Raw genomic sequence first — 21,320 nt, 5'->3', positions numbered from 1 at the left:
ACAGCCCGACATGGCCTATTCCCTTGGCCTGACCCTTTACAATCTGTCCAATCGCCGCGAGACCCAGACGCGGCCAGAGCGCCCGGCACGTCCTGCCGGGCCCTTGGTCTGGCTGCATGCGCCGGGGGCCGAGGCCGCGCGGGCGCAACTGGAGCTGGGGCGGCGGCTGGTGGAGGATGATGGCGTGACCGTCGTCCTGACCTGCCCCGATCCGCTGCAGACCAAGACGCGCATTCTGATCGAACCGCCCCCCGCCGATACCCCGGCCGAGGCGGCTGCCTTCCTCGATCATTGGCGGCCGGAACTGGCGGTGCTGTCCGAGGGCGAATTGCGACCTGCCCTTCTGCATGAGGCCATCGAACGGAAGCTGCCGCTTCTGATGGTGGCGGGACGCGCGCCCAGCCTGATCAAGGAGCGGGACGGATGGTATCCCGGACTGACGCGCGGCCTTTTGGCCGAGTTCCGGGCCGTGCTGACGCTGGATGAACCTTCGGCGCGTGCTTTCCGCAAGGCGGGTGCCACGCCCGATGCGGTGGAGGTGACGGGTCGTCTGGAGGAAGAGAGCGTGGCGCTTCCCTACCTGGAGGCAGAGCGTGACGCGCTGGCAAGGCAGTTTGCGACGAGGCCCGTATGGTTGGCAGCCGCCTTGCCCGAGGCCGAGGAGGCGGCCGTGATCGCGGCGCATCGGGCTGCCCTGCGACTTGCGCATCGGCTGCTTTTGATCGTGGTGCCGCAGGACCCGGCGCGGGTGCAGCCTTTGGCGCAGCGGATGGAGAAGGAAGAGGGATGGACCATCGCCCTGCGTGGCGAGGAGGAGGAGCCTGACAACGAGACCGAGGTCTTCATCGCGGATTCGGATCGCGAATTCGGGCTGTGGTATCGTCTGGCCCCTGTCACCTTCCTGGGGGGTAGCCTTGCCGGGAATGGCTGCCTGCGGAACCCGCTGGAGCCGGCGGCGCTGGGTTCGGCCATTCTTTACGGGCCACGTCCGGGACAGTTCGGCACGATCTTCGGCAGGCTTGGCGCGGCGCGGGCGGCGCGGGCGGTGGGATCGGCGAATGATCTGGCCGAGGCGCTGGGTGACCTTCTGTCGCCGGATCGCGCGGCACGTCTGGCGCAGGCGGCGTGGGCCGTGGCCTCCGACGGGGCAGAGGTGACGGAGCGCGTTCTGGCCCTGATCCGGCGCATCATGGATGGCGAAGGCTGATGCGCCCGCCAGCCTTCTGGTTCACGCCACCGGAGCGGCCCGCCCTGATGGCGCGGCTTCTTTCCCCGCTCGGTGCTGCCTATGCGGCGGCGACGGCGCGGCGGTTGCGTAGGCCGGGGGTACGGGCCGGGGTGCCCGTGATCTGCGTGGGCAATCTGAACGCGGGCGGGACGGGGAAGACGCCGACGGTCATTGCCCTGCTTGGCCATCTGTCGGCGCGGGGGATCGCGGCGCATGTCGTGTCACGCGGGCATGGCGGGCGGCTGGAGGGACCAGTGCGGGTGGAGGAGCGGCGGCACCGCGCGGCGGATGTTGGGGATGAGCCGCTTCTGCTTGCTGCCTTTGCGCCGGTCTGGGTGGCGAAGGATCGCGCCGCCGGGGTGCGGGCGGCAGAGGCGGCGGGGGCGCGGGTGATCCTGCTGGATGACGGGTTCCAGAACCCGTCGGTGATGAAGGACCTGAGCGTGATCGTCGTGGATGCGCAGCGCGGGTTCGGCAATGGCCGCTGCCTGCCTGCGGGACCCCTGCGCGAGCCGGTTCCGGTGGGGCTGGCGCGGGGGGACCTGCTGCTGTCGATCGGGGACGCGGCGGCGCAGGAGGCGTTCGTTGCCGTCTGGGGCAAGCACATCCATCTGCCGCATCTGCGGGGGGAGTTGCGTCCCTTGCGGATGGGGATGGACTGGGCAGGGCTGCGCGTCATCGCCTTTGCGGGGATCGGGCATCCCGAGAAGTTCTTTGCCACGCTGAAGGGCGAGGGGGCGGAAGTGCTGCGCAGCGTGGCGTTGGATGATCACCAGCCGCTGACCGATGCGCTGATGGCGCGGCTGGAGCTTGAGGCGCGGGCGCTGGGGGCGCAGCTTGTGACGACCGAAAAGGATGCGGTGCGGCTGCCTGCGGCCTTCCGGCAGAAGGTGCTGACGCTGCCGGTGCGGTTGCATTTCGGGGATGTGACGGAGCTGGAACGGGCGCTGGGCAGGCTTGGCCTTTAGCCCAGCACCTCGTCCTGATGTTCGCCGAGTTTCGGGGCGGGGCGATCGAGGGAAAGCTCGGCCTCCGAGAAGGTGAAGGGCGACCGCACGCCCGGCACGCCGCCCATGTCCAGCCGCAGTTTGCGGGCGATGACCTGCGGGTCGGCGAAGACCTCGGACAGGTCGTTGATCGGCCCGGCGGGAACGCCGTGATCTTCGCAGGCTTGCAGCAAATCGGCCTTGGACCAGCGCAGGGTGGCGGCGGTGATCGCCTGCGTCATGGCGGCGCGGTTGCGGATTCGGTCGGCGTTCGTCAGGTAATCCGGCGCTTCGGCCATGGCATCCAGCCCGAGGATCGAACAGAGCTTGCGGTATTGGCCATCATTTCCGGTGGCGAGGATGATCCAGCCATCGGCGCAGTCGAAGACGGCATAGGGGGCAAGGTTGGGATGGGCGTTGCCCATTTTTGCGGGTGCCTTGCCGGTGGTGAGGTAGTTCATGTTCTGGTTGGCCATGATCGCGGTGGCCACGTCCATCAGGGCCATGTCGATCTGCTGTCCCTTGCCCGTCACCCCGCGCTGGATCAGCGCGGCGAGGATCGCGGTCGCGGCATAGACGCCGGTGAAGACATCGGTCACCGCTACGCCCACCTTCTGCGGCTGGCCATCGGGTTCGCCTGTCACGCTCATCAATCCGGCCATGCCCTGAATGATGAAGTCGTATCCGGCGCGATGGGCATAAGGGCCGGTCTGGCCGAAACCGGTGATGGAACAATAGATCAGGCGGGGGTTCACCGCCTGCAGCGAGGGCCAGTCGAGCCCGTATTTCGCAAGGCCCCCCACCTTGAAATTCTCGATCACCACATCGGCGTCGGCGACGAGGCGGCGCACGACCTCTTGCCCTTCGGGCGTGCGGAAATCGCAGGTGATGGAGCGTTTGCCACGATTGGTGGCGTGGAAATAGGCGGCTGAACGGTCGCCGTCGCGTTCGATGAAGGGGGGACCCCAGCGGCGGGTATCATCACCCTCGGGGGCCTCCACCTTGATGACGTCGGCCCCCAGATCGGCCAGCGTCTGACCGGCCCAGGGGCCGGCCAGAATGCGGGCGAGTTCAATGACCTTTATGCCGGCAAGGGGCGCGGGCATCTTACTCGGCCAGCTTGGCGTCGATGATTTCCTTCATGTCATCATAAGACATGTTGGAGTGCTTTTCGCCGTCGATGATGAAGGTCGGAGTGCCTTCGACGCCATCGGCCTGCATGTTGGTTTCGAAATGGGCGACCATCGCCTCGGCTTTGGCGCCGTCCTTGAGGCAGGCGTCGAGGGAGGCATCGTCAAGACCAGCGGCCTTGCCGATGGTCCGCAGGTTGCCGACGACGACGTTCGGATCGTCCGAAGCGGCCCATTCCTGCTGTTGTTCGAAGAGCATGTCGACGATGCCGAAGTAACGCATCTCGCCGCCGCAGCGGGCGACCATGGCGGCCCAGAGACCGTAGCGGTCGAAATAGACCTCGCGATAGGTGAACTGGACCTTGCCCGTGTCGATGTAGTCGGCCTTGAGTTGCGGCCAGACGGTGGCGTGGAAAGTGGCGCAATGCGGGCAGGTGAAGGAGGCGTATTCGGTGATCTTGACCGGGGCGTCGGCGGAACCCATGGAAAAATCGGTGATTTCCACGGCAGGCGCGTCCGTCGCGGGGGCCTCTTGCGCGGTGGCGGAGAAGGGGAGGAGGGCTGCAAGCGACAGGGTGGCGGCGGCGGCGAGTGTCTTCAGCATGTGGTCTGCCTTTTCAATTTCTACGGCGAGTTAAGATGTTTTGGGCCAGCGCTTCAAGGGCGGCCCGCAGGTCGGGATCGGTGATCGGGGCGGCGGTGTCCCGCGCCTTTCCGGCGATTTCGGGTGCGACGGGCCGTGCCGTATTCTGTGCCGAGGACTGTTCATAGGCAAAGGTCGCCTGCCCTTCGGCAAAGCCTGTGGCGGCGGTCTGGGTCAGGGCGATGCGCGAGATGGCGGCATAGCCGTAGACGGCATTCACCTTTTCGACGATCCGGGGCAGTTGCATCTGCACCATGGGCGCATGGGCCGAGGCCACGAGGAGCGTGAGCGTCGCGCCCAGCCCTTCGCGGCCATAGCCGATCTTGACGGGCCGGGTCATGCGGGCGAGGTCTTCGCCCACGACTTCGGGCCAATGCGTCAGCAGGCGGGCGACGGCGAAGCCGCGGCTTTCGGAGGCGTGGCGGATGGGATCGCGCAGGAAGCCCGAGGCCGCCTCGAACCCGCGCATCCGGCGGGCGGGATCGGGAGGGGGAAGGGGCTTGCGCGACATCTGTTCCTTTCGGGTGGTCCTTGCACCCTGCCCCGCTATTGTAGCGAGGGGGCGCGGCGGTGGAAATGCGGGCGCGGGCGCGGGTTGGACAAAAGGCGTAAAGAATGCGTGACGGGGATGCGAGCGATTTCGCGGCCGTGCTGTTGGAGTGGTATGACAGGCATGCGCGGGCGATGCCTTGGCGGGTGCCACCGGAAGAGAAGAAGGCGGGGGTGAAGCCCGACCCCTATCGCGTCTGGCTGTCGGAGGTGATGCTGCAACAGACGACGGTGGCGGCGGTACGGGAGTATTTCCGCCGTTTCACCGAGCGCTGGCCGACGGTGGCCGACCTTGCCGCCGCCGAGGATGCGGCGGTGATGGGGGAATGGGCGGGGCTTGGCTATTACGCGCGGGCACGGAACCTGCTGGCCTGCGCGCGGGCGGTGGTGCGGGATCATGGCGGGGTGTTTCCGGCGACGCGCGACGGGTTGCTGGGCCTGCCGGGGATCGGGCCCTATACGGCATCGGCGATTGCGGCGATTGCCCATGACGAACCCGCGACGGTGGTGGATGGCAATGTGGAGCGCGTGATGGCAAGGCTGTGGCGGGTGGAGACGCCCTTGCCCACGGCCAAGCCGGAACTGACGCGGCTGGCGGCCGACCTGACGCCGCAGGAGAGGCCGGGAGATTATGCGCAGGCGGTGATGGACCTTGGTGCGACGATCTGCACGCCGCGCAATCCGGCCTGCGGTATCTGCCCGTGGCGCGACCCCTGCCGGGCACGGGCGGAGGGGGTGCAGGCCAGCCTGCCGCGCAAGGTGGAGAAGGCGGCAAAGCCGGTGCGGGAGGGCGTCCTGTGGATCGCGCGGCGCGCGGATGGCGCGTGGCTGGTGGAGCGGCGGGCCGAGCGGGGACTTCTGGGCGGGATGCTGGGTTTTCCCGGATCGGACTGGGACGGGGCGGGCGGTGCGGAGCCTGTGGCGGCGGAGTGGCAGGAGGTGGGGGAGGTGCGCCATACCTTCACGCATTTCCATCTGATCTTGCGCTGCCGGATCGCGCGGGTGGCTGCGGGGGTGGAACCGCGTCGCGGGATGTTCATGGCCAAGGCCGATTTCCGCCCGTCGGACCTGCCAACGGTGATGCGCAAGGCCTTTGACCTTACGGAAGCGGCGTTTTCGCCGTCTTGAGTAAGGCCGCGCCGAGGATATTCTTTCGGCCGGTTTCCTTACCCGGTTGAATGGTCATGATCCCTGCAGACGAAATCGCCAAACCGTCGCACGCCCTGCCCTTCTGGCTGTCTTTGGGGCTGGTGCCGCTTGCCGTCGCGGTGGCGATGGTCGGGGGGTGGGCGGTCCTGCTGATGCCGGCGTCGACATGGTGGCTGTTCACGGTGCTCGACCGGATCACCGGCAAGTCGGAGGAGAATCCCGACCCCGCCACGCCCGAGGCGGCGCTGGGCTGGTATCGCGCGATCACGCTGATCTGGTTTCCGGTGCAGTTCCTGCTGCTGTGCTGGATGCTGTGGTATGTGCCGGGGGCGGAGCATCTTTCGGGATGGGAGAAGGCCGGGGTCTTTTTCGGGATGGGCGTGATCGCGGGGACCATCGGGATCAACTACAGCCATGAGTTGATGCATCAGAAATCGCGGCTGGAGCGGTGGTGCGCCGACCTGTTGCTGGCGATGGTGCTGTACAGCCATTTCCGCTCGGAGCATCTGCGGGTGCATCACCTGTGGGTGGGCACGCCGCGCGATCCGGTGACGGCGCGGTACAACGAAGGGTTTCACCGGTTCTTTCCGCGCGTTCTGGTGCAGTGCCACAGGTCGGCATGGGCGGCGGAGGTGGCGATGCTGGCGCGGCGGGGGCTGCCGTGGTGGAACCGGGCCAATCCCTATTGGCGCTATGGGGCGTTGCAGGGGGGGATGCTGCTGCTGGCCTTCACGCTTGGCGGGTGGATGGGGGTGGGGCTGTTCCTGCTGCAGGCGGGGGTGGCGGTCTGGCAGTTGGAACTGGTGAATTACATCGAACATTACGGGCTGACGCGGCGGCATCTGGGGGAGGGGCGGTATGAGCATGTGCTGCCGCGCCATTCGTGGAATGCGAGCGAGAAGGCCTCGAACTGGTTGCTGATCAATTTGCAGCGCCATTCGGACCACCATTACAAGCCCGACCGGCGTTTTCCGCTGTTGCAGACCTATGACGCGGAAGAGGCCCCGCAATTGCCGCTGGGCTATCCGGTGATGACCATCGCGGCGATGATCCCGCCCTTGTGGAAGCGGATCATGAATCCGCGGGTGCGGGCATGGCGGCGGAAGTTCTATCCCGACATCACGGACTGGCACGCCTACAACAAGGGGCTGAACCCTGTGCCGGGGCATCGGACGCCGGATCAGGCGGGGGCGTAAGCCTTGAGGAAGATCCGGACCGCGCGGGTGATGTGGGCGCGGCAGGTTTCTTCGTCGGGGACGCAGCCGCCGATGAAACGGCGTTCCATCGCGTTGAAGCCGAGCCAGAGGGCGAGAAGGTCCTCGGCGGCGTAGTCTGGATCGTCAAGCGTGACCTGATGCTGGGCGGCGGCCTCGGCCAGCATGGCGGAGAGGAGTTGGCGCACGCGACCGGGGCCCGCATCGAAGAAGCGGCGGCCGATGGCGGGGTTGCGCTGCGATTCCATGCTGACCGAGCGGTCGAGCGCCATGTGGCAGGGCTGGGTGAGCATGTTGACGAGTGCCACGCCGAAGGAGATGAGGCGATCTTCCAGCGTGCCGTCGCCGTTGAGGGCGTGGGAAAGCTGTTCGGTCAACCGGTCGGTTTCGCGCTGGACGATGGATTCGAAGATCTTCGCCTTGTCGCCGAAATGGCCATAGACCGTGACCTTGGAGACGCCGGAGCGGGCGGCGATGGCCTCGATCGGGACGCCGTCGATGCCGCGTTCGGCAAAGAGCGCCTGCGCGGCGTCGAGGATCGACTCGCGTTTTTCAAGATCCTTCGGGCGTCCCGGAGACCGCAGGGCCATGGCGTCCAATCCGCATTCCTCACCGTTGCGTGAAGTTATGCGCGGATCGGATTCGGGGCAAGGCGGGATGGGTCTGGTCATGGTGTTCCCTATGAAAAGCGGCCGACCGCTGGAGGAACGGTCGGCCGCAGGGTGACTGGATCAGGCGACCGATCAGTCGTTCGAGTTCGGCTGCATCGCGATCAGTTCGGCCAGCGTGTACTGGGCCGGATCGACGCCGACGAGGGCCGCGAGTTGTGCTTCGCCGGGGGTGACGACTTCGGCCGGGTTGGCGGCCTTGCGGTTTTCACCAGAGACGATGAAGCGGACGATGTCGTCATTGCCGTCGGACTTGGCCTTGATGATGCGCTGCAGTTCGTCGGCCGTGTAGATGCCCGGTTCGACGCCTGCGCTGCGGGCAAGCTGGTCAAGGCCGGGGGCGTTCAGGCTGACGTCGGAGGCGCGGTTGGAGCCCGACAGGAAGTAGTTCAGACGGGTGTCGTCGTTCTGCTTGCGGGCCTCGATGATGTTGATCAGTTCGGCGCGAGTGTATTCGCCGGGCTGCACGCCAGCCGAGAGGGCGAGTTGCACGTCGCCTGCATTGACGCCCGGCTGGGCGCTGGAGGCGAGGGCGGCACCCGACAGGGTGGCCAGAACGAGGGCGGAAGCGGTGAGTTTGCGGAACATGATAGTATCCCTTTCCTTGGGGGTTCAGTCGGAAAGCATCCTCCGTTCCGTGCAGGGGTCTGCCCGGCCATCGGCAACGGCGATGCGGTGAATTCAGTCTTTCGGGGCGCAGCGGCCCCACGTCAGGGAGCAGTCAATCGGTTCGTCGGGTCATCAGCACATGGTCTTGCCTGCTGTCTTCGTTTCGATGAGACGGATATATACTGAACGCTGGCGTATTCAATATAGAAAATGAACGGTAGCGTTCATTAAATTCACGTGAGCTGTGCGTGAGGGGGTCTTGACGGCTGTGGCGGAAATGCCAACGCGCGGGCGTTGCGGGGTGCCGATCCGGGAAATGCACGAATGCGTGACCGGTAACATCCTGATCACAAAAGGTTATCGGGGGATTAATCGGGCGTTTGGACGCGAAAAGACCCCGCCATGACGGGCATGGCGGGGCAGTGGCGCCGCGGGCGGACCACGGCGCAGGCGTAACTGTGATGGGGGTCAGATCAGTTCGGGCGCGACTGGTCGCTGTCCATTTCGGCGCGGATCTGCTGGCGCAGGATGTCGATGGGGATCATCTTTCCGTCGCGCTTGAAGTGCCAGTAGGTCCAGCCGTTGCAGGAGGGCGCGCCTTCGTAATGCGCGCCGACCTGATGGATGGAACCCTTGATGTCGTTGCCGATCAAGGTGCCGTCGGCGCGGACCTTGGCCTTGAAGCGGTTGCCGATGGAGAAGAGTTCCTCGCCGGGGCGGAGCATGCCGCGTTCCACGACCTGTCCGAAGGGGACGCGGGGTTCGGCGCGTTTCGATCCGGTGATTTCCAGCGCGGAGGCGTCGAATTTGCGGATGCGGGAGAGGCGTTCGGTTGCGGCGCGGCGATAGGCCTCTTCGCGTTCGATCCCGATGAAGTCGCGGCCGAGCATCTTTGCCACGGCGCCGGTCGTGCCGGTGCCGAAGAAGGGATCAAGCACGACGTCGCCGGGATTGGTGGTGGCGACGAGGATGCGGTGAAGCAGGGCCTCGGGCTTTTGCGTGGGGTGGGCCTTGTCGCCGTTTTCGTCCTTGAGCCGTTCGTTGCCGGTGCAGAGCGGGATGACCCAGTCGGAGCGCATCTGCACGCCATCGTTCAGGGCCTTGAGCGCCTCGTAGTTGAAGGTGTACTTGGCGGCTTCGTCCCGGCTGGCCCAGATCAGGGTTTCATGGGCATTGGTCAGACGCTTGCCCTTGAAGTTGGGCATCGGGTTGGACTTGCGCCAGATGACATCGTTCAGCATCCAGAACCCCGCGTCCTGCAGGGCCGTGCCGACGCGGAAGATGTTGTGATAGCTGCCGATGACCCAGATCGCACCATTCGGTTTGAGCAGGCGGCGCGCGGCGCGGAGCCAGTCGCGGGTGAACTGGTCATAGGCGGCGAAACTGCTGAACTGATCCCAGTGGTCGTCGACGGCATCGACCTTGGAATTGTCGGGGCGGTGAAGATCGCCCTTTAGTTGCAGGTTGTAGGGGGGATCCGCGAAGATCAGGTCGATGGAGCCTGCGGGCAGGCTGTTCATCAGGTCGATGCAGTCACCAGCCAGAATCTGGTTGAGCGGAAGCGGTGCCGCCTCTGCCGCCTTGGATTTCGTCGTCATCTCTGCCTCGTGTCGGCTGCTTGTTGCGCCGTTCTTGTTGCGATCAAAGATGAGTCAGGAGCGATTCGCCGTCAAATTCTTTTTTGAATCAAGGGGTTACAGAAATATCTTGATACAAGATGTTGTGGACGGGCTTGAAGGAACGTCTATGGTGTGGGGTAATTCCAAAATCTAGAAGCGCCTTGAGATGGGCCTGTGTTGGGTAGCCTGCGTTAACATTCCAGCCGTAGGCGGGGTATTGTTGCGCCAAATCCACCATGATCCGGTCGCGCGTCACCTTGGCGACGATGGAGGCCGCGGCGATGGAGAGGCTGCGCGCGTCGCCCTTGACGATGGCGGTGGCGGGGATGTCCAGACCTTTCGGGATGAGGTTTCCGTCGATCAGAGCATGATCCGGCCGGGTTGAGAGGCCGTTAATGGCGCGTTCCATCGCCAGATGGCTGGCACGAAGGATGTTGAGGGCGTCGATCTCTTCCACGCTGGCATGGGCGATGGAGACCTGTGCCGTGGCCATGAGGGCGGGAAAGAGGGCGGCGCGGCGGGCCTCGGTCAGGGTTTTTGAATCGTTCAGGCCTGCGGGGATGCGGTCGGGATCGAGGATCACGGCGGCGGCGGTGACGGGGCCTGCGAGGGGGCCGCGGCCGACCTCATCCACGCCGCAGATGGCGGCGAAGCCCTTCGCGCGGGCGGCGGTTTCGAAGGAGAGATCGGGATGGGTTTTCGCGGCCATGCCCGTTGCGTAGCGGAAGGGGCGCGGCCGGGGAAGGTGGAAAAGGATGGGGGCGGGGGCTGCTCACCCCCCCACCCCCGAAGGTGGGCGCGGCCAGTGGCAAGGGAAGGCCGCGCCCGTGATGCGGCGCCGATGTCAGTAGCGCGCGCCGCCCACCCGGAAGCCCGCGTCGCGCAGGCATTGGTCGGAATAGATGCGGTCGTTCTGGCCGTAGATGCGGGCGCTGCGGGCGCAGTATTGCGGCAACCGATAATCGAAGCCTTCGTCGCGCAGGCAGCTTTCGCCATAGACGGTGGCGGTGCCGGAATTGCCCGAGATCTCGATGGCGCAGACCGAGGGGACGCGGGGCGCGCGGGCGGGTTGGTGGTGGGGTTGGGGTTGCGGTTGGGGCTGGTAGTGCTGCTGCTGTTGGCGGCGGTTCTTGCTGGCCTGATTGGCGATGATGCCCACGATGGCGATGGCGGCGAGCGCCTTGGCCAGATCGCCATTGTCGGCGCGGGCGGGGATGGCGCTGCCGGCAAGGAGGCCCAGCGCGTTGGCGGCGGCGGCGACGGTCGCCACCAGACGGCGACCGATGCGGCGGCTGTCCTCGGCCTGCGGGCGGGGCAGGTTCCGGGTGAGGAGCACGGTTTCGGCGAGGGTGTCCGAGTGTTTCATGGCGGCCTCCTGTTCTGGGGCGTTTTCTGGTTCCGTGGGCGCGGTCGGGGGATGCTGCATCCGGGCCGCGGTGATGAGCGAAGGGTGGGGCTGGGGGCGGCGGACAGGCAATATCGGCGGGCTGTTATCGGATAACAGCCCTGCCGGAGGGGTGTTGCGGGGCATTGTCATTGCCTAGCGGGCGGGTCGCGGGCAGAGTGGCGGGCAATGACGGAGGTTGATCCGATGACGCGCCTTTTCCTTGCCGCGCTTGTGCTGGCGACCCTTGCCGGGCAGGCTTCTGCCGAGTGCTATGCCGATTACAAGGCAAAGCAGGACGATCCCCTGCGCCTGCATTATGGGGTGGCGCAGGTCAGCGATGCCGCCTGTGGCGGCGGGCCGGGCGCGGCCGAGGGCGAGCTTGCGCCCCGGTTGGCGGCGGCGGGCTGGACTTTGTTGAACGTGCTGTCGGTCTTTGGACCCGAGGGGCTTGGCGAAAGGGAATCGAGTGCAGGAGAATACTTCCTCCGCTTCTGAAAGCCTGAAGGCGGGGAACCGTGTCGTTGCAGGGGGGATCGCGGCGATTGTCGCGATCCTGTTGGGGGCGGCGGTGTTCCTGTTCATGAACCTGCCGGATGCGAATGCGTTCAACGCCAAGGTGGAGCGGCTGTTCGTCGAGAATGACGATCTGACGAGTTTCGCGGATATCAAGCTGCTGGAGATATTGGCGCAATCGGGGACGGCGTTTTCCGAGGTGCTGGCGAGTTACCGGATGGTGATCTTCGTGCTGCTGGTGTTTTCCACCGCGCTGATGGTGGCGGCGCTGGTGTTTCTGGTGACGATCATCGCGCTGAACCGGCGGATTTCGGCGATCCAGCGGTCGGGGATACAGGTGGCGAGCCTGTTGATCAGCCGGGAGGGGCGGGCGGTCTATATCAACGACATGGAGTTCCAGTTGACGGAGGCCGCGCTGGAGACGCTGGCGGTGCTGGCCGAGGCGCGGATGGATGACGAGGTTCTGACCGGGGCGCAGATCGAGGCGGTGATCTCCGGACGGAACGAATCGGATTGCGAAGAGGCGGCGGGGGCGACGCGGGTGAAGCGGCTGCGGGACGCGCTTGGTAACCAATTGGTCAGCGAATTGCTGGTGAAGACCATCGCGCGGCGGGGGTATGTGCTGGCGGTGGGGAAAGACGCCATTCGGATGGTGTAAGCCTTTGCTTTCGTTGTCCATTCCCCTGTGCCTGCAGGGACCGCCCGCCGTGCTGCATCCTGTGCCGCAAACTGTACACCCGGGCGCTGCGTTTCCGGGTTGTTAAGGTTAACGCAGAAAGGGCTTGGCGGGGTCTGCATCTTGGGCGGCTGAGCGGTCCTGACGGATTGAATTCATGCGGGGATCATGGGGGGCAAATCTTCAGCGAAGATTTGGTCACCGGTCGGTGGTGGGGATGATCCTTCGCGGAAGGATCGGGCCGGGGGTCTTTGCGGGGGCTGTTAGAGGAAGCCGATCCAGCGGCCCGCGAGGAGGATGGAGAGCCAGAGCAGTGCCGACAGCGCGGCCATGAGGCGCAGCGCGGGCGGGGGCCTTGCCCCCGACAGCACCTGCGCCCATGCCCTGCTGCGGGTGACGAGGGCGGCATTGAGCAGGGCGGCGGCGAGGAGGGCGAGCTTGATCCGGAAGGCGGGGTTGGTGGCATATTCCGCCGGGTTGGTGGTGAAGAGCGCCGCTCCAGTCACGAGGGAAAGGGTCAGGCCCGCCAAGGCCATGCCGCGCAGGAGCGGTGCGATGGCGGGAAGCGGCGTGCGCGGGAAGGCCCCGGCGAGGCGCAGGTCGAGCGGGATGATCGCGCCGATGAGCAGCGCGATTCCGAGGATGTGGGCGGCATTGACCAGCAGATAGGCCGTGGCGGAACGGCGCAGCAGGGCTGGCAGCGCGCTGTCGGCCAGAAGGTCGAGCATCAGCCGTCGATGCGTTCGGGGTAGAAGTCGTAATCCGTGCCGTTCAGCATGATGCGCACGGCCTTCATCAGCGGGGTGCCGTCGAGCGCGCGGTTGCCGAGGATGGTGACGGCGTCGCCCGGTTTTGCCGTGCCTTCGGTGAAGCCAGCCCGTTCGGTGCGGCCGGGATTGCCGAGTTCGACCGTCCATTCGCGGCCCGCCTCATCCGTCACGGTCAGTTCGGGGTGGGGCGGGGCGAGGGATATGGCGGTGATGGTGGCCTGAAGGGTGGTTTCCTCGGACTCGGCCCAGGACCAGCCGTGATGGGCGAAGACGGGTGCGGCGAGGGTGACGGAGGCCCCGGCAAGGGCGGAGGCGAGCAGGAGGACGCGGAAGGGGGCGGGTTTCTTCATCTTGGCGGTCCTTTCACCATGCATCTATTAGATGCAGCTAGGGGCGGGGCTGCGGGGTGCCAAGTGGGTTCACCGGATGGTGACGGTGTGTTTCAGCTGGGCTTGGCGGTGACCCCTGCCCTACCCCCGGGTGACCCCCTCCCCTGCCCTCCCCCGAAGGCGGGGGAGGGAGTTTGCGCCTGGCCTGTCATGGGGGCGTCATGCGGGGGGCATACGGGGCTTGCGCGGGGGGGGGTATGCCCCTAAATACCCGCGCTCTTGTTTCCCTTTGGCCCCGGGGGGTTTCGGATGATCCAGACGCCTTTCTATCTGATCGACCGCGCGAAGCTGGCGCGGAACATGGCCGTGATGGACGAGTTGCGGCAGGGGTCGGGGGCGAAGGTCCTGCTGGCGCTGAAGTGTTTCGCGACTTGGCCGGTCTTCGACCAGATGCGGGAGCATATGGACGGGACGACGTCTTCGTCGCTGTATGAATTGCGGCTGGGGCGCGAGAAGTTCGGCAAGGAGACGCATGCCTATTCCGTGGCATGGCCGGAGCATGAGATTGCGGAAGCGGTGGGCTATGCCGACAAGATCATCTTCAATTCGGTTGGCCAGTTGGAGCGGTTCGACAATCAGTCGGCCAGCATCGCGCGCGGGCTGCGGCTGAACCCGCGATTTTCGACCAGCGGTTTCGATCTGGCCGATCCGGCGCGGCCATTTTCGCGGTTGGGCGAATGGGATGCGGGCAAGATCGAGCGGGTGATGGACCGGGTTTCGGGCTTCATGATCCATTACAATTGCGAGAATGCGGATTTCGATCTGTTTGATCGGCAGTTGACGCGGATCGAGGAAGAGTTTGGCGGCCTGCTGGCGCGGTTGAAGTGGGTGAGCCTGGGTGGCGGCATCCATTTCACGGGTGAGGGCTATCCGGTGGCCAAGCTGGCGGCGCGGTTGAAGGCATTTTCGGACCGCTTCGGGGTGCAGGTCTATCTGGAGCCCGGTGAGGCGGCGATCACCGGGGCGGCGTCGTTGGAGGTGACGGTGCTGGACGTGATGAACAACGGGAAGGATCTGGCGATCGTGGATTCCTCGGTCGAGGCGCATATGCTGGATCTGCTGATCTATCGCATTTCGGGGAAGATGGAGGTCGCGGGCGACCATCCCTACATGATCTGCGGGAAGTCCTGTCTGGCAGGGGATGTGTTCGGCGAGTTCAGTTTCCCTGCGCCTTTGAATGTGGGGGACCGGCTGAGCATCGCGGATGCGGCGGGTTACACGATGGTCAAGAAGAACTGGTTCAACGGTGTGAAGATGCCGAGCATCGTCATCAAGGAGTTGGACGGTTCCATGACCGTGGCGCGGGAATTCGGCTATGCCGATTTTGCCGGGAATCTTGGCTGAAGCCTTGGCTGATCTTGGGCCGGTCTGTCCGGCCCTTCCTGAAGGGGGTGCTTTCCATGAAACGCAACGTGTTGATCATCGGCGCAGGTGGCGTGGCGCAGGTCGTGGCGCATAAATGCGCGCAGAACAACGATCGGCTGGGCGATCTGCATATCGCGTCGCGGAGAGTGGAGAAGTGCGAGGCGATCATCGCGTCGGTGCAGGCGAAGGGGGCGATGAAGGTTCCCGGCGTCTTCGCGGCGCATGCGGTGGATGCGATGGATAGTGCGGCGGTAGCGGCGTTGATCCGCGCGACGGGCGTGCAGATCGTGATCAATGTCGGGTCGGCCTTTGTGAACATGCCCGTGCTGGAGGCCTGTATCGAGGCGGGGGTGGCCTATATGGACACGGCCATTCACGAGGATGAGGGCAAGATCTGTGAGACGCCGCCGTGGTATGGCAACTATGAGTGGAAGCGGCGCGAGCGTTGTGCGGCGGCGGGTGTGACGGCGATCCTTGGTGTTGGCTTCGATCCGGGTGTCGTGAATGCCTGGGCGCGGGTGGCCGAGGATGAGTTTCTGGACGAGATCACGTCGATTGATATCGTGGATATCAACGCGGGGTCGCACGGGAAGTATTTCGCGACGAATTTCGATCCGGAGATCAATTTCCGCGAGTTCACGGGGACGGTCTATTCCTGGCAGGGTGGGAAGTGGCAGTCGAACAGCATGTTCGAGGTGGGCCGCGTCTGGGACATGCCGGTGGTGGGCGAGCAGAAGGCTTACCTCACCGGGCATGACGAGGTGCATTCGCTGTCGGCGCGCTACCGGCAAGCCGATGTGCGGTTCTGGATGGGGTTCGGCGACCATTACATCAACGTGTTCACGGTGCTGAAGAACCTTGGGCTTTTGTCGGAGAAGCCCGTGCGGACGGCCGAGGGGCTGGAGGTGGTGCCGTTGAAGGTGGTGAAGGCGGTGCTGCCCGATCCGGCCTCGCTGGCGCCGGGGTATTCGGGGAAGACCTGCATCGCGACGATTGCGCGGGGGGTGAAGGACGGGAAGCCTGCCGAGGTGATGCTGTATAACGTGGCCGATCACAGGGAGGCTTATGAGGAGGTCGGGTCGCAGGGGATTTCCTATACGGCCGGGGTGCCTCCGGTTGCTGCGGCTTTGCTGGTGGCGGATGGGACCTGGGATGTGGGGACGATGGTGAATGTGGAGGAGCTGGATCCGAAGCCGTTCATGAACCTGCTGAATGTCATGGGGTTGCCGAACCGGGTGAAGGATGCGGCAGGGGATCGGGATCTGGCGTTTTGATTTCGGGAGGGGTGGTGCGCGCGGAGCGCACACCCTACGGGGCGCACCGAACGGTGCGCCCTTTTGCGTTATGGCGTCAGGTCCATGTGCAGGGGGTGGTGGTCGGAGGCGGGGTTGGTGTTTTCGGCCCAGATGCGCCGGACCTTGGGCGCGAGGTCGGGGGTCAGGAAGATGTGGTCGAGTTGGCGGAGGCGGGTTTCGCCTGCGATCTGTTTGACATGGGTGTGGAGGTTTAGGCCTGCGGCGGGGTCGATCAGGCCATCGGCGTAGCGGGCGGCGGGGTGGTAGGGGGTTTGGGTCACCAGCGCGCGGTATTCGGCGCTGCCGGGTTCCATGTTGAAATCGCCTGCCCAGATGGCGCGGGTGGGGTTGGGGGGTTCGGCTTCGCCCTCGGTCCAGTTGCGGGAGGGTTCGTCGTCGGTGCCGCTCCACGGGCCGCCCTCAAGGGTGGGGTTGGCGAGCATCCGTTTGAGGAAGGCGATCTGTTCTAGCCGCTCTTCCACGCCGACATGGGCGAGGTGGAGGTTGACGAGTTTGATGGGGCCGGAGGGGTGGGCGATGACGGCCTCTAGCGCGGCGGTCTGGGTGTTGATGGGGTCGAGCATGCGGCGTTTGGGGAGGGGCCATGTGCGCGACCAGAGGATCGGCCAGCGGGAGAGGATGAGGGGGCCGAACTGGCGGCGTTTGGTGCGTTCGTTCGGCAGCGCCATGTCGAAGGCGGGGGCGTAGACCATGTGGTGGTCGGGGAGGAGGTCGGCGAGGATCGCGGGTTGGTCGTCGTGGCTGGTGCGGGACCAGTGGCGGTCGACCTCTTGGCACGCGATCAGGTCGCGGGTGCGGATCGTGTCGGCGATGCGGTTGAGGCTATATTGCCCGTCCGCGCCGAAGCCGTATTGGATGTTCCAGGTCGTGAATTTCATGGGCGCAGGCTAGCCGCGCCTTGCGCTTTCCACCAGTGCGTCGAAGCGGGCTTTGCGCGGGGCGAGGCGTTCGGCCAAGGCGGGGTCGGGGTCGACGGTGCCGCGCATGGGGAGGGGGGCGGAGAGGACGTCGGTCGATGCGCCTGCGGCGACGGCGGCGAGGCGGGCGGCGCCTGCGGGGCCGCCGATGTCGCCCCGCGCGGGGAGGGCCACGGGTGCGCCGATGGCGGTGGCGATGAGGGTCGTCCAGAGGGTGGAGCGGGTGCCGCCGCCGACGGCGATGAAGCGTTGGGGGATCGCGCCCACTTCACGCTGGGCGGTGATGCAATCGGCGATCTGGAAGGCGACACCTTCCATCGTGGCATAGCCCATCATGGCGCGGTCCACGCCTGGGTGGAGGCCTTCGAGGCGGCCGGTGGCCTGCGGGCGGTTGGCGGGGGTGCGGATGCCTGTCAGGCAGGGGAGGAAGACGGGGGCTTCGGTGAGTTTGCGGGAGTCCATCGCCTCGGCCTCGCCCGCCAGAGTTGCGGCGGTGGTGGCGGAGAGGCGGGCGGTCCAGTCGAGTGCCGCTGTGGCGGACATGACGACGCCCATGGAGAGGAACGTGTCGGGCGCTGCGTGTGCGGAGGTGAGGATGGCGCGTTGCGGGCCGGGGTGGAAGGTGGCGTCGACGATGCAGGCGACGCCCGATGTGCCGATGGTGAGGACGGCATCGCCGGGGCGGGCCGCGCCCGCGCCGAGGGTGGAGGCCATGTTGTCGCCCGCGCCTGCGGCGACGGGGATGTTTGCGCGCATTCCCCAGCGTTGGGCGAGTTGTGCGCGGAGGCCTCCGGCGGCTTTCCATGCGGCGGTGACGGGGGGGAGGTGGTCGGGGTTCCAGCCTGCGAGGGCGCAGAGTTGGGTGTCCCATTCGCCAGTGCGGCAATCCATGAGTTGGGTGCCGCCCGCGTCGGTGGGTTCGGTCGCGACTTCGCCGGTCAGGGCGAGGCGGACGTAGTCCTTTGTCAGCAGGAGCATGCGTGCATCGCGCAGGATTTGCGGTTCGTGCTTTGCCAGCCAGAGGAGTTTCGGCGCGGTGATGCCGGGGTCGGGGGTGCCGTTGGTCCGCTGGCCGATATCGGGGCAGCGCTGCAGCAGTTCGGCGCATTCGGCGATGCTGCGCTGGTCGTTCCAGAGGATCGCGGGGCGGAGCGGTTTCTGGGATTTGTCCAGCAGCAGCGCGCAGAGCATCTGGCCGGAGAGGCCGATGGCGGAGACGGCGGCCATTTCGCGTGGTGCCTGCGTGGCGAGGCGGTCGAGGCAGGACCAGACGGCGGCGACCCAGTCATCGGCGTCCTGTTCGGACCAGCCGACATGGGGGATCGAGACGGCGATGGGCTGGGCCGCGTCGGCAAGGACGTTCTCGGCGTCTTGCAGGATGACGGCCTTCACGCCGGAGGTGCCGAGGTCGATGCCGATGGTCAGGGTCATGCGGCCACCAGCGCGCGGGCGGTGTTTTCCTCGGTCACGAAGGTGTCGATCAGGCCGAGGCCAAGGATTGCCTTGCAGACCGGGACCTTGTGCGCGCCGCCTGCGGCGAGGATCACGTTGGGGATGGCCTTCAGATCGGGGATGCCGATGCCGATGACCTTTTCGTTGATCGGGTGGTCGATGGGGTTGCCCTGCGCGTCGATCACGGTACCGAGGATGTCGCCCACGCCGCCAGCGGCGCGGAGTTCGTCGATCGTGGTGCCGTTGGGCAGGGCGTCGCGCATGAGGAGCGAGCGTTTCGACAGATCGCCCGCCGCCATGGCCAGCGCGTCGACGGCGCGGATACGTTCGAGGATGTCGCGGAAGACGTCGAGTTGCATGATCGTGTCGCGGCTTTCGGCGCTGCCGGCGTAGAGGGGGGCGGTGAAGTAGCTGTGCTGCGCGCCGAGGAGATCGGCGAGGCGGGTGGTGATTTCGAAGCTGTTCAGGTCCGACCCGCGCGTCAGGCCGCCCATGACGGAGATGACTTCGAGGTCGGGGCGTTCGATGGCGGCGAGGAAGCGGGTGGCGATGTTGAGCGTGCCGCCCCAGGACATGCCGAAGCTTTTCACCGCAGGATCGGCGAGGATTTCGGACAGGAGGTTGCCGAGCGCCGCGCCGGTGATCGTCTGCACGTCGCTGTCCTGCGCGGGGGCGGGGGCGACATAGGCCTGTTTCAGACCGAACTTCTCGCACAGCGCGGCTTCGAGGTCGAAGCAGGCGGCATAGGCGGTGTTGAAGGTGATGCGGACGAGGCCGACCCTATGCGCCTCGGACAGGGCCTTGTTGACGCGGAGGCGGGTGGCGCCGAGTTTTTCGGCGACCTTCTCCTGCGTCAGGCCTTCGACGTAATAGGCCCATGCCACCTGCGCGAGGAAGCGCTGTTCGGCGTCGATCTGGGGCAGTTTGGGGGCGCGGGCCATCCGTTTCCTATCACTTCACCGCGCCCATCGTCAGGCCGCGCACCAGATGTTTCGACGCGATGAGCGCGAAGATCAACACCGGGATGACGATCAGGGTCGAGGTGGCCATGATCTTTCCGTAGGGGACGTCATAGCCTTCCATGAAGGTGATCGCCATGGCGGGCGCGGTTTTCGCGGCCTTGGGGGCGAGGATGTAGGCGAAGAGGAGTTCGTTCCACGCGAAGATGAAGGAGAGGATGGAGGAAACGGCCACGCCCGGCATGGCGAGCGGCAGGCAGATGGAGCGGAAGATGCGCCATTGCGAGGCGCCTTCAAGCAGCGCGGCCTCGTCCAGTTCGCGCGGGATGGAGCGGAATTGGTCGGTGCAGATCCAGATGACGATGGGGAGCGTGAAGGTCAGATACATCAGAATCAGCGCGAGGTGGGTGTCGCGCAGGCCGATCTCGCGGCTGATGAGGAAGACCGGGAAGGCGAGGACGACGGGGGACACGAAGCGGTTGGTGATGAACCAGAACCACAGGTCCTGCTTGCCGCGGAATTCGAAGCGAGCGAGCGCATAGGCGGCGGGCGTGCCGAGGATGACGGCGAGCCCGGTGGTGCAGACGGCCACGATGATGGAGTTGATGAGGGCGATGCCGACTTTGTCTTCGAAAAGCACCTCCCAATAGTTCGCGAGCGTCGGGGTGAAGGCCCAGACGGGCGGGGATTCGAGGGCGACGACCTGCGTCTTCAGGCTGGTGGTGACCATCCAGTAGAAGGGGAAGATGCAGAAGGTGGCGATGGCCAGCAGCAGCAGGCCTTCGGCCCAGAGGGCGCGGCGTTGGATCGGCGCGGCCATGTCAGTTCACCTCGCGGTAGAAGAAGCGGATGTAGAGGCGGGCGAGGAAGATGGTGATCGCCAGCATGATGATCGCCTGTGCCGAGGCGAGGCCGATGTCGAATTGCCGGTTGCCGACGCGTTCGATCAGGACGGCGATGAATTCGGTGGCCGAGCCGGGGCCGCCGCGCGTCATGGTGAAGGGCATGTCGAAGAGTTTCAGCGTGTCGGCGGTGCGCAGGATGAGGACGGCGACGAGCGAGGGGACGAGGAAGGGCAGTTGCACATAGCGCAGGACGAGCCATTGGGATTTGGTTTCAAGCTGCGCGGCCTCTTCGATCTCCGGCGGGACGGTGGAGAGGCCCGCCAGCAGGACGAGGGTTACGAAGGGCGTCCATTGCCAGATGTCCCAGATGATGACGGCGATGAAGGCGTTGGTCGGGTCGCCGATGAAGTTGATCGGTTCGATGCCGATCCAGCCGAGCATCTGGTTCACCACGCCGTATTTCTGGTTGAGCATGACCTGCGCGAGGAGGCCCACCACGGCATAGGTGGTGGCCATGGGCAGGACCAGCGAGAGGCGGGTGAGGGTCTTGAAGAAGGTCAGGCCCGGACGGTGCAGGACGATGGCTATGAGGAGGCCGAGCGCGATTTGGATCGGGACGGAGATAAGGAAGAGCGTCGCGGTGCGGCCCATGGCCTGCCAGAAGGAGAGGTCGGTCAGCACCTCGGCATAGTTGGAGAGGCCGACGAATCTCGTCTGGGCCTGTTTCGTGAGGTTGAAGTTGTGCAGGCTTTTCCAGACCGCATAGAGCAGCGGCGCGATGCCCACGAGGAGGAGGGCAAAGACGGCGGGGCCGAGGAAGGCGAATATCGTCTTTCGGCTGACTTTGGCGGTCATCGGTTCGGTCCTTCGGGTTGGAAATCCCCGGCCCTAGGGAGGGGCCGGGGATCGGCGCGCCCGTTCCGGGAGGTGCGGGCG

The 21,320-nt window shown here is 65.8% G+C and carries 23 protein-coding genes; 8 read left to right on the top strand and 15 right to left on the bottom strand.

All coding sequences use genetic code 11. From position 1 onward, the window contains the following. Positions 1 to 10: 10 nt before the first annotated feature. Both TabM4_RS19105 and lpxK read left to right on the top strand, forming a co-directional pair. A complete protein-coding gene (locus TabM4_RS19105; RefSeq protein ID WP_434616155.1) occupies positions 11 to 1,207 on the top strand; it encodes a 3-deoxy-D-manno-octulosonic acid transferase in 1,197 nt (398 codons plus the stop codon). Beyond that, a complete protein-coding gene (gene lpxK, locus TabM4_RS19100) occupies positions 1,207 to 2,196 on the top strand; it encodes a tetraacyldisaccharide 4'-kinase (RefSeq protein WP_434616152.1) in 990 nt (329 codons plus the stop codon). The genes TabM4_RS19105 and lpxK overlap by 1 nt, the downstream gene beginning before the upstream one ends. Here lpxK and TabM4_RS19095 read toward each other — a convergent pair. Genes TabM4_RS19095 through TabM4_RS19085 form a run of 3 tightly spaced genes read right to left on the bottom strand, consistent with a single transcriptional unit; the run spans position 2,193 to position 4,498 of the window. Next, a complete protein-coding gene (locus TabM4_RS19095; protein WP_434616149.1) occupies positions 2,193 to 3,320 on the bottom strand; it encodes a CaiB/BaiF CoA transferase family protein in 1,128 nt (375 codons plus the stop codon). The genes lpxK and TabM4_RS19095 overlap by 4 nt on opposite strands. 1 nt (position 3,321) lies before the next feature. Next, positions 3,322 to 3,948, bottom strand: coding sequence for a DsbA family protein (locus TabM4_RS19090; protein ID WP_434616146.1), 627 nt, complete (start codon positions 3,946 to 3,948; stop codon positions 3,322 to 3,324). A gap of 13 nt (positions 3,949 to 3,961) precedes the next feature. Then, complete coding sequence (locus TabM4_RS19085) at positions 3,962 to 4,498, bottom strand: DUF721 domain-containing protein (protein WP_434616143.1); 537 nt, start codon at positions 4,496 to 4,498, stop codon at positions 3,962 to 3,964. A gap of 104 nt (positions 4,499 to 4,602) precedes the next feature. Here TabM4_RS19085 and mutY point away from each other — a divergent pair, with 104 nt between their 5' ends. Both mutY and TabM4_RS19075 read left to right on the top strand, forming a co-directional pair. After that, positions 4,603 to 5,664, top strand: coding sequence for an A/G-specific adenine glycosylase (gene mutY, locus TabM4_RS19080; RefSeq protein ID WP_434616140.1), 1,062 nt, complete (start codon positions 4,603 to 4,605; stop codon positions 5,662 to 5,664). A gap of 56 nt (positions 5,665 to 5,720) precedes the next feature. Further along, complete coding sequence (locus TabM4_RS19075) at positions 5,721 to 6,881, top strand: alkane 1-monooxygenase (protein ID WP_434616138.1); 1,161 nt, start codon at positions 5,721 to 5,723, stop codon at positions 6,879 to 6,881. Here the strand turns inward: TabM4_RS19075 and TabM4_RS19070 are convergent. The 5 genes from TabM4_RS19070 to TabM4_RS19050 all read right to left on the bottom strand — a co-directional run bounded on the left by TabM4_RS19070 (position 6,866) and on the right by TabM4_RS19050 (position 11,161). Continuing rightward, positions 6,866 to 7,489 carry a TetR/AcrR family transcriptional regulator gene (locus TabM4_RS19070; protein ID WP_434616135.1) on the bottom strand — a complete coding sequence of 208 codons (624 nt, stop codon included), beginning with the start codon at positions 7,487 to 7,489 and terminating at the stop codon, positions 6,866 to 6,868. The two genes, TabM4_RS19075 and TabM4_RS19070, sit on opposite strands and share 16 nt — an antisense overlap. Positions 7,490 to 7,642: 153 nt before the next feature. Then, positions 7,643 to 8,155 (bottom strand): hypothetical protein, encoded by a 513-nt coding sequence (locus TabM4_RS19065; RefSeq protein WP_434616132.1) that lies wholly within the window; start codon positions 8,153 to 8,155, stop codon positions 7,643 to 7,645. 494 nt (positions 8,156 to 8,649) lie between these two features. Then, the gene (locus tag TabM4_RS19060; protein WP_434616130.1) at positions 8,650 to 9,774 is read right to left on the bottom strand and encodes a site-specific DNA-methyltransferase; all 1,125 of its coding nucleotides are present in this window, start codon (positions 9,772 to 9,774) and stop codon (positions 8,650 to 8,652) included. 88 nt (positions 9,775 to 9,862) lie between these two features. Beyond that, positions 9,863 to 10,504: a ribonuclease HII gene (locus TabM4_RS19055; protein ID WP_434616127.1), complete on the bottom strand. Its 642-nt coding sequence runs from the start codon at positions 10,502 to 10,504 to the stop codon at positions 9,863 to 9,865. A 135-nt stretch (positions 10,505 to 10,639) separates the two neighbouring features. Further along, on the bottom strand, positions 10,640 to 11,161 hold the full coding sequence (locus TabM4_RS19050; protein WP_434616124.1) for a hypothetical protein: 522 nt from the start codon (positions 11,159 to 11,161) through the stop codon (positions 10,640 to 10,642). Between the two features lie 225 nt (positions 11,162 to 11,386). Here TabM4_RS19050 and TabM4_RS19045 point away from each other — a divergent pair, with 225 nt between their 5' ends. Together TabM4_RS19045 and TabM4_RS19040 are read left to right on the top strand one after the other, a co-directional pair. After that, positions 11,387 to 11,677, top strand: coding sequence for a hypothetical protein (locus TabM4_RS19045; RefSeq protein WP_434616121.1), 291 nt, complete (start codon positions 11,387 to 11,389; stop codon positions 11,675 to 11,677). After that, positions 11,649 to 12,353: a winged helix-turn-helix domain-containing protein gene (locus TabM4_RS19040; RefSeq protein WP_434616118.1), complete on the top strand. Its 705-nt coding sequence runs from the start codon at positions 11,649 to 11,651 to the stop codon at positions 12,351 to 12,353. The genes TabM4_RS19045 and TabM4_RS19040 overlap by 29 nt, the downstream gene beginning before the upstream one ends. 281 nt (positions 12,354 to 12,634) lie before the next feature. On the opposite strand, the gene TabM4_RS19035 is transcribed toward TabM4_RS19040, so the two are convergent. Next, entirely contained in the window at positions 12,635 to 13,099 is a 465-nt protein-coding gene (locus TabM4_RS19035) for a DUF6644 family protein (RefSeq protein ID WP_434616115.1), read from the bottom strand. Then, a complete protein-coding gene (locus tag TabM4_RS19030) occupies positions 13,099 to 13,491 on the bottom strand; it encodes a DUF6152 family protein (RefSeq protein WP_434616112.1) in 393 nt (130 codons plus the stop codon). The genes TabM4_RS19035 and TabM4_RS19030 overlap by 1 nt, the downstream gene beginning before the upstream one ends. Positions 13,492 to 13,779: 288 nt before the next feature. Here TabM4_RS19030 and TabM4_RS19025 point away from each other — a divergent pair, with 288 nt between their 5' ends. Both TabM4_RS19025 and TabM4_RS19020 read left to right on the top strand, forming a co-directional pair. Further along, complete coding sequence (locus TabM4_RS19025; protein WP_434616109.1) at positions 13,780 to 14,874, top strand: carboxynorspermidine decarboxylase; 1,095 nt, start codon at positions 13,780 to 13,782, stop codon at positions 14,872 to 14,874. A 56-nt stretch (positions 14,875 to 14,930) separates the two neighbouring features. Then, positions 14,931 to 16,169, top strand: a complete 1,239-nt coding sequence (locus tag TabM4_RS19020; protein WP_434616106.1) for a saccharopine dehydrogenase family protein — start codon at positions 14,931 to 14,933, stop codon at positions 16,167 to 16,169. Positions 16,170 to 16,237: 68 nt separating this feature from the next. Here the strand turns inward: TabM4_RS19020 and TabM4_RS19015 are convergent, their stop codons facing one another. Genes TabM4_RS19015 through TabM4_RS18995 form a run of 5 tightly spaced genes read right to left on the bottom strand, consistent with a single transcriptional unit; the run spans position 16,238 to position 21,239 of the window. Then, a complete protein-coding gene (locus TabM4_RS19015) occupies positions 16,238 to 17,089 on the bottom strand; it encodes an endonuclease/exonuclease/phosphatase family protein (protein ID WP_434616103.1) in 852 nt (283 codons plus the stop codon). Between the two features lie 9 nt (positions 17,090 to 17,098). Beyond that, positions 17,099 to 18,559, bottom strand: a complete 1,461-nt coding sequence (gene xylB / locus TabM4_RS19010) for a xylulokinase (protein WP_434616100.1) — start codon at positions 18,557 to 18,559, stop codon at positions 17,099 to 17,101. Further along, complete coding sequence (locus TabM4_RS19005; protein WP_434616097.1) at positions 18,556 to 19,521, bottom strand: sugar-binding transcriptional regulator; 966 nt, start codon at positions 19,519 to 19,521, stop codon at positions 18,556 to 18,558. Before TabM4_RS19005 ends, xylB begins: the two co-directional genes overlap by 4 nt. Before the next feature lie 10 nt (positions 19,522 to 19,531). Next, positions 19,532 to 20,359 (bottom strand): carbohydrate ABC transporter permease, encoded by an 828-nt coding sequence (locus TabM4_RS19000; protein WP_434616094.1) that lies wholly within the window; start codon positions 20,357 to 20,359, stop codon positions 19,532 to 19,534. A 1-nt stretch (position 20,360) separates the two neighbouring features. After that, the gene (locus TabM4_RS18995) at positions 20,361 to 21,239 is read right to left on the bottom strand and encodes a carbohydrate ABC transporter permease (RefSeq protein ID WP_434616091.1); all 879 of its coding nucleotides are present in this window, start codon (positions 21,237 to 21,239) and stop codon (positions 20,361 to 20,363) included. Positions 21,240 to 21,320 lie beyond the last annotated feature (81 nt).

The sequence above is a fragment of the Tabrizicola sp. M-4 genome (genome assembly GCF_051132405.1).
In the GTDB taxonomy this organism is placed as follows: Bacteria; Pseudomonadota; Alphaproteobacteria; order Rhodobacterales; family Rhodobacteraceae; genus Paragemmobacter.
This window is presented reverse-complemented; position numbering and strand designations above follow the sequence as displayed.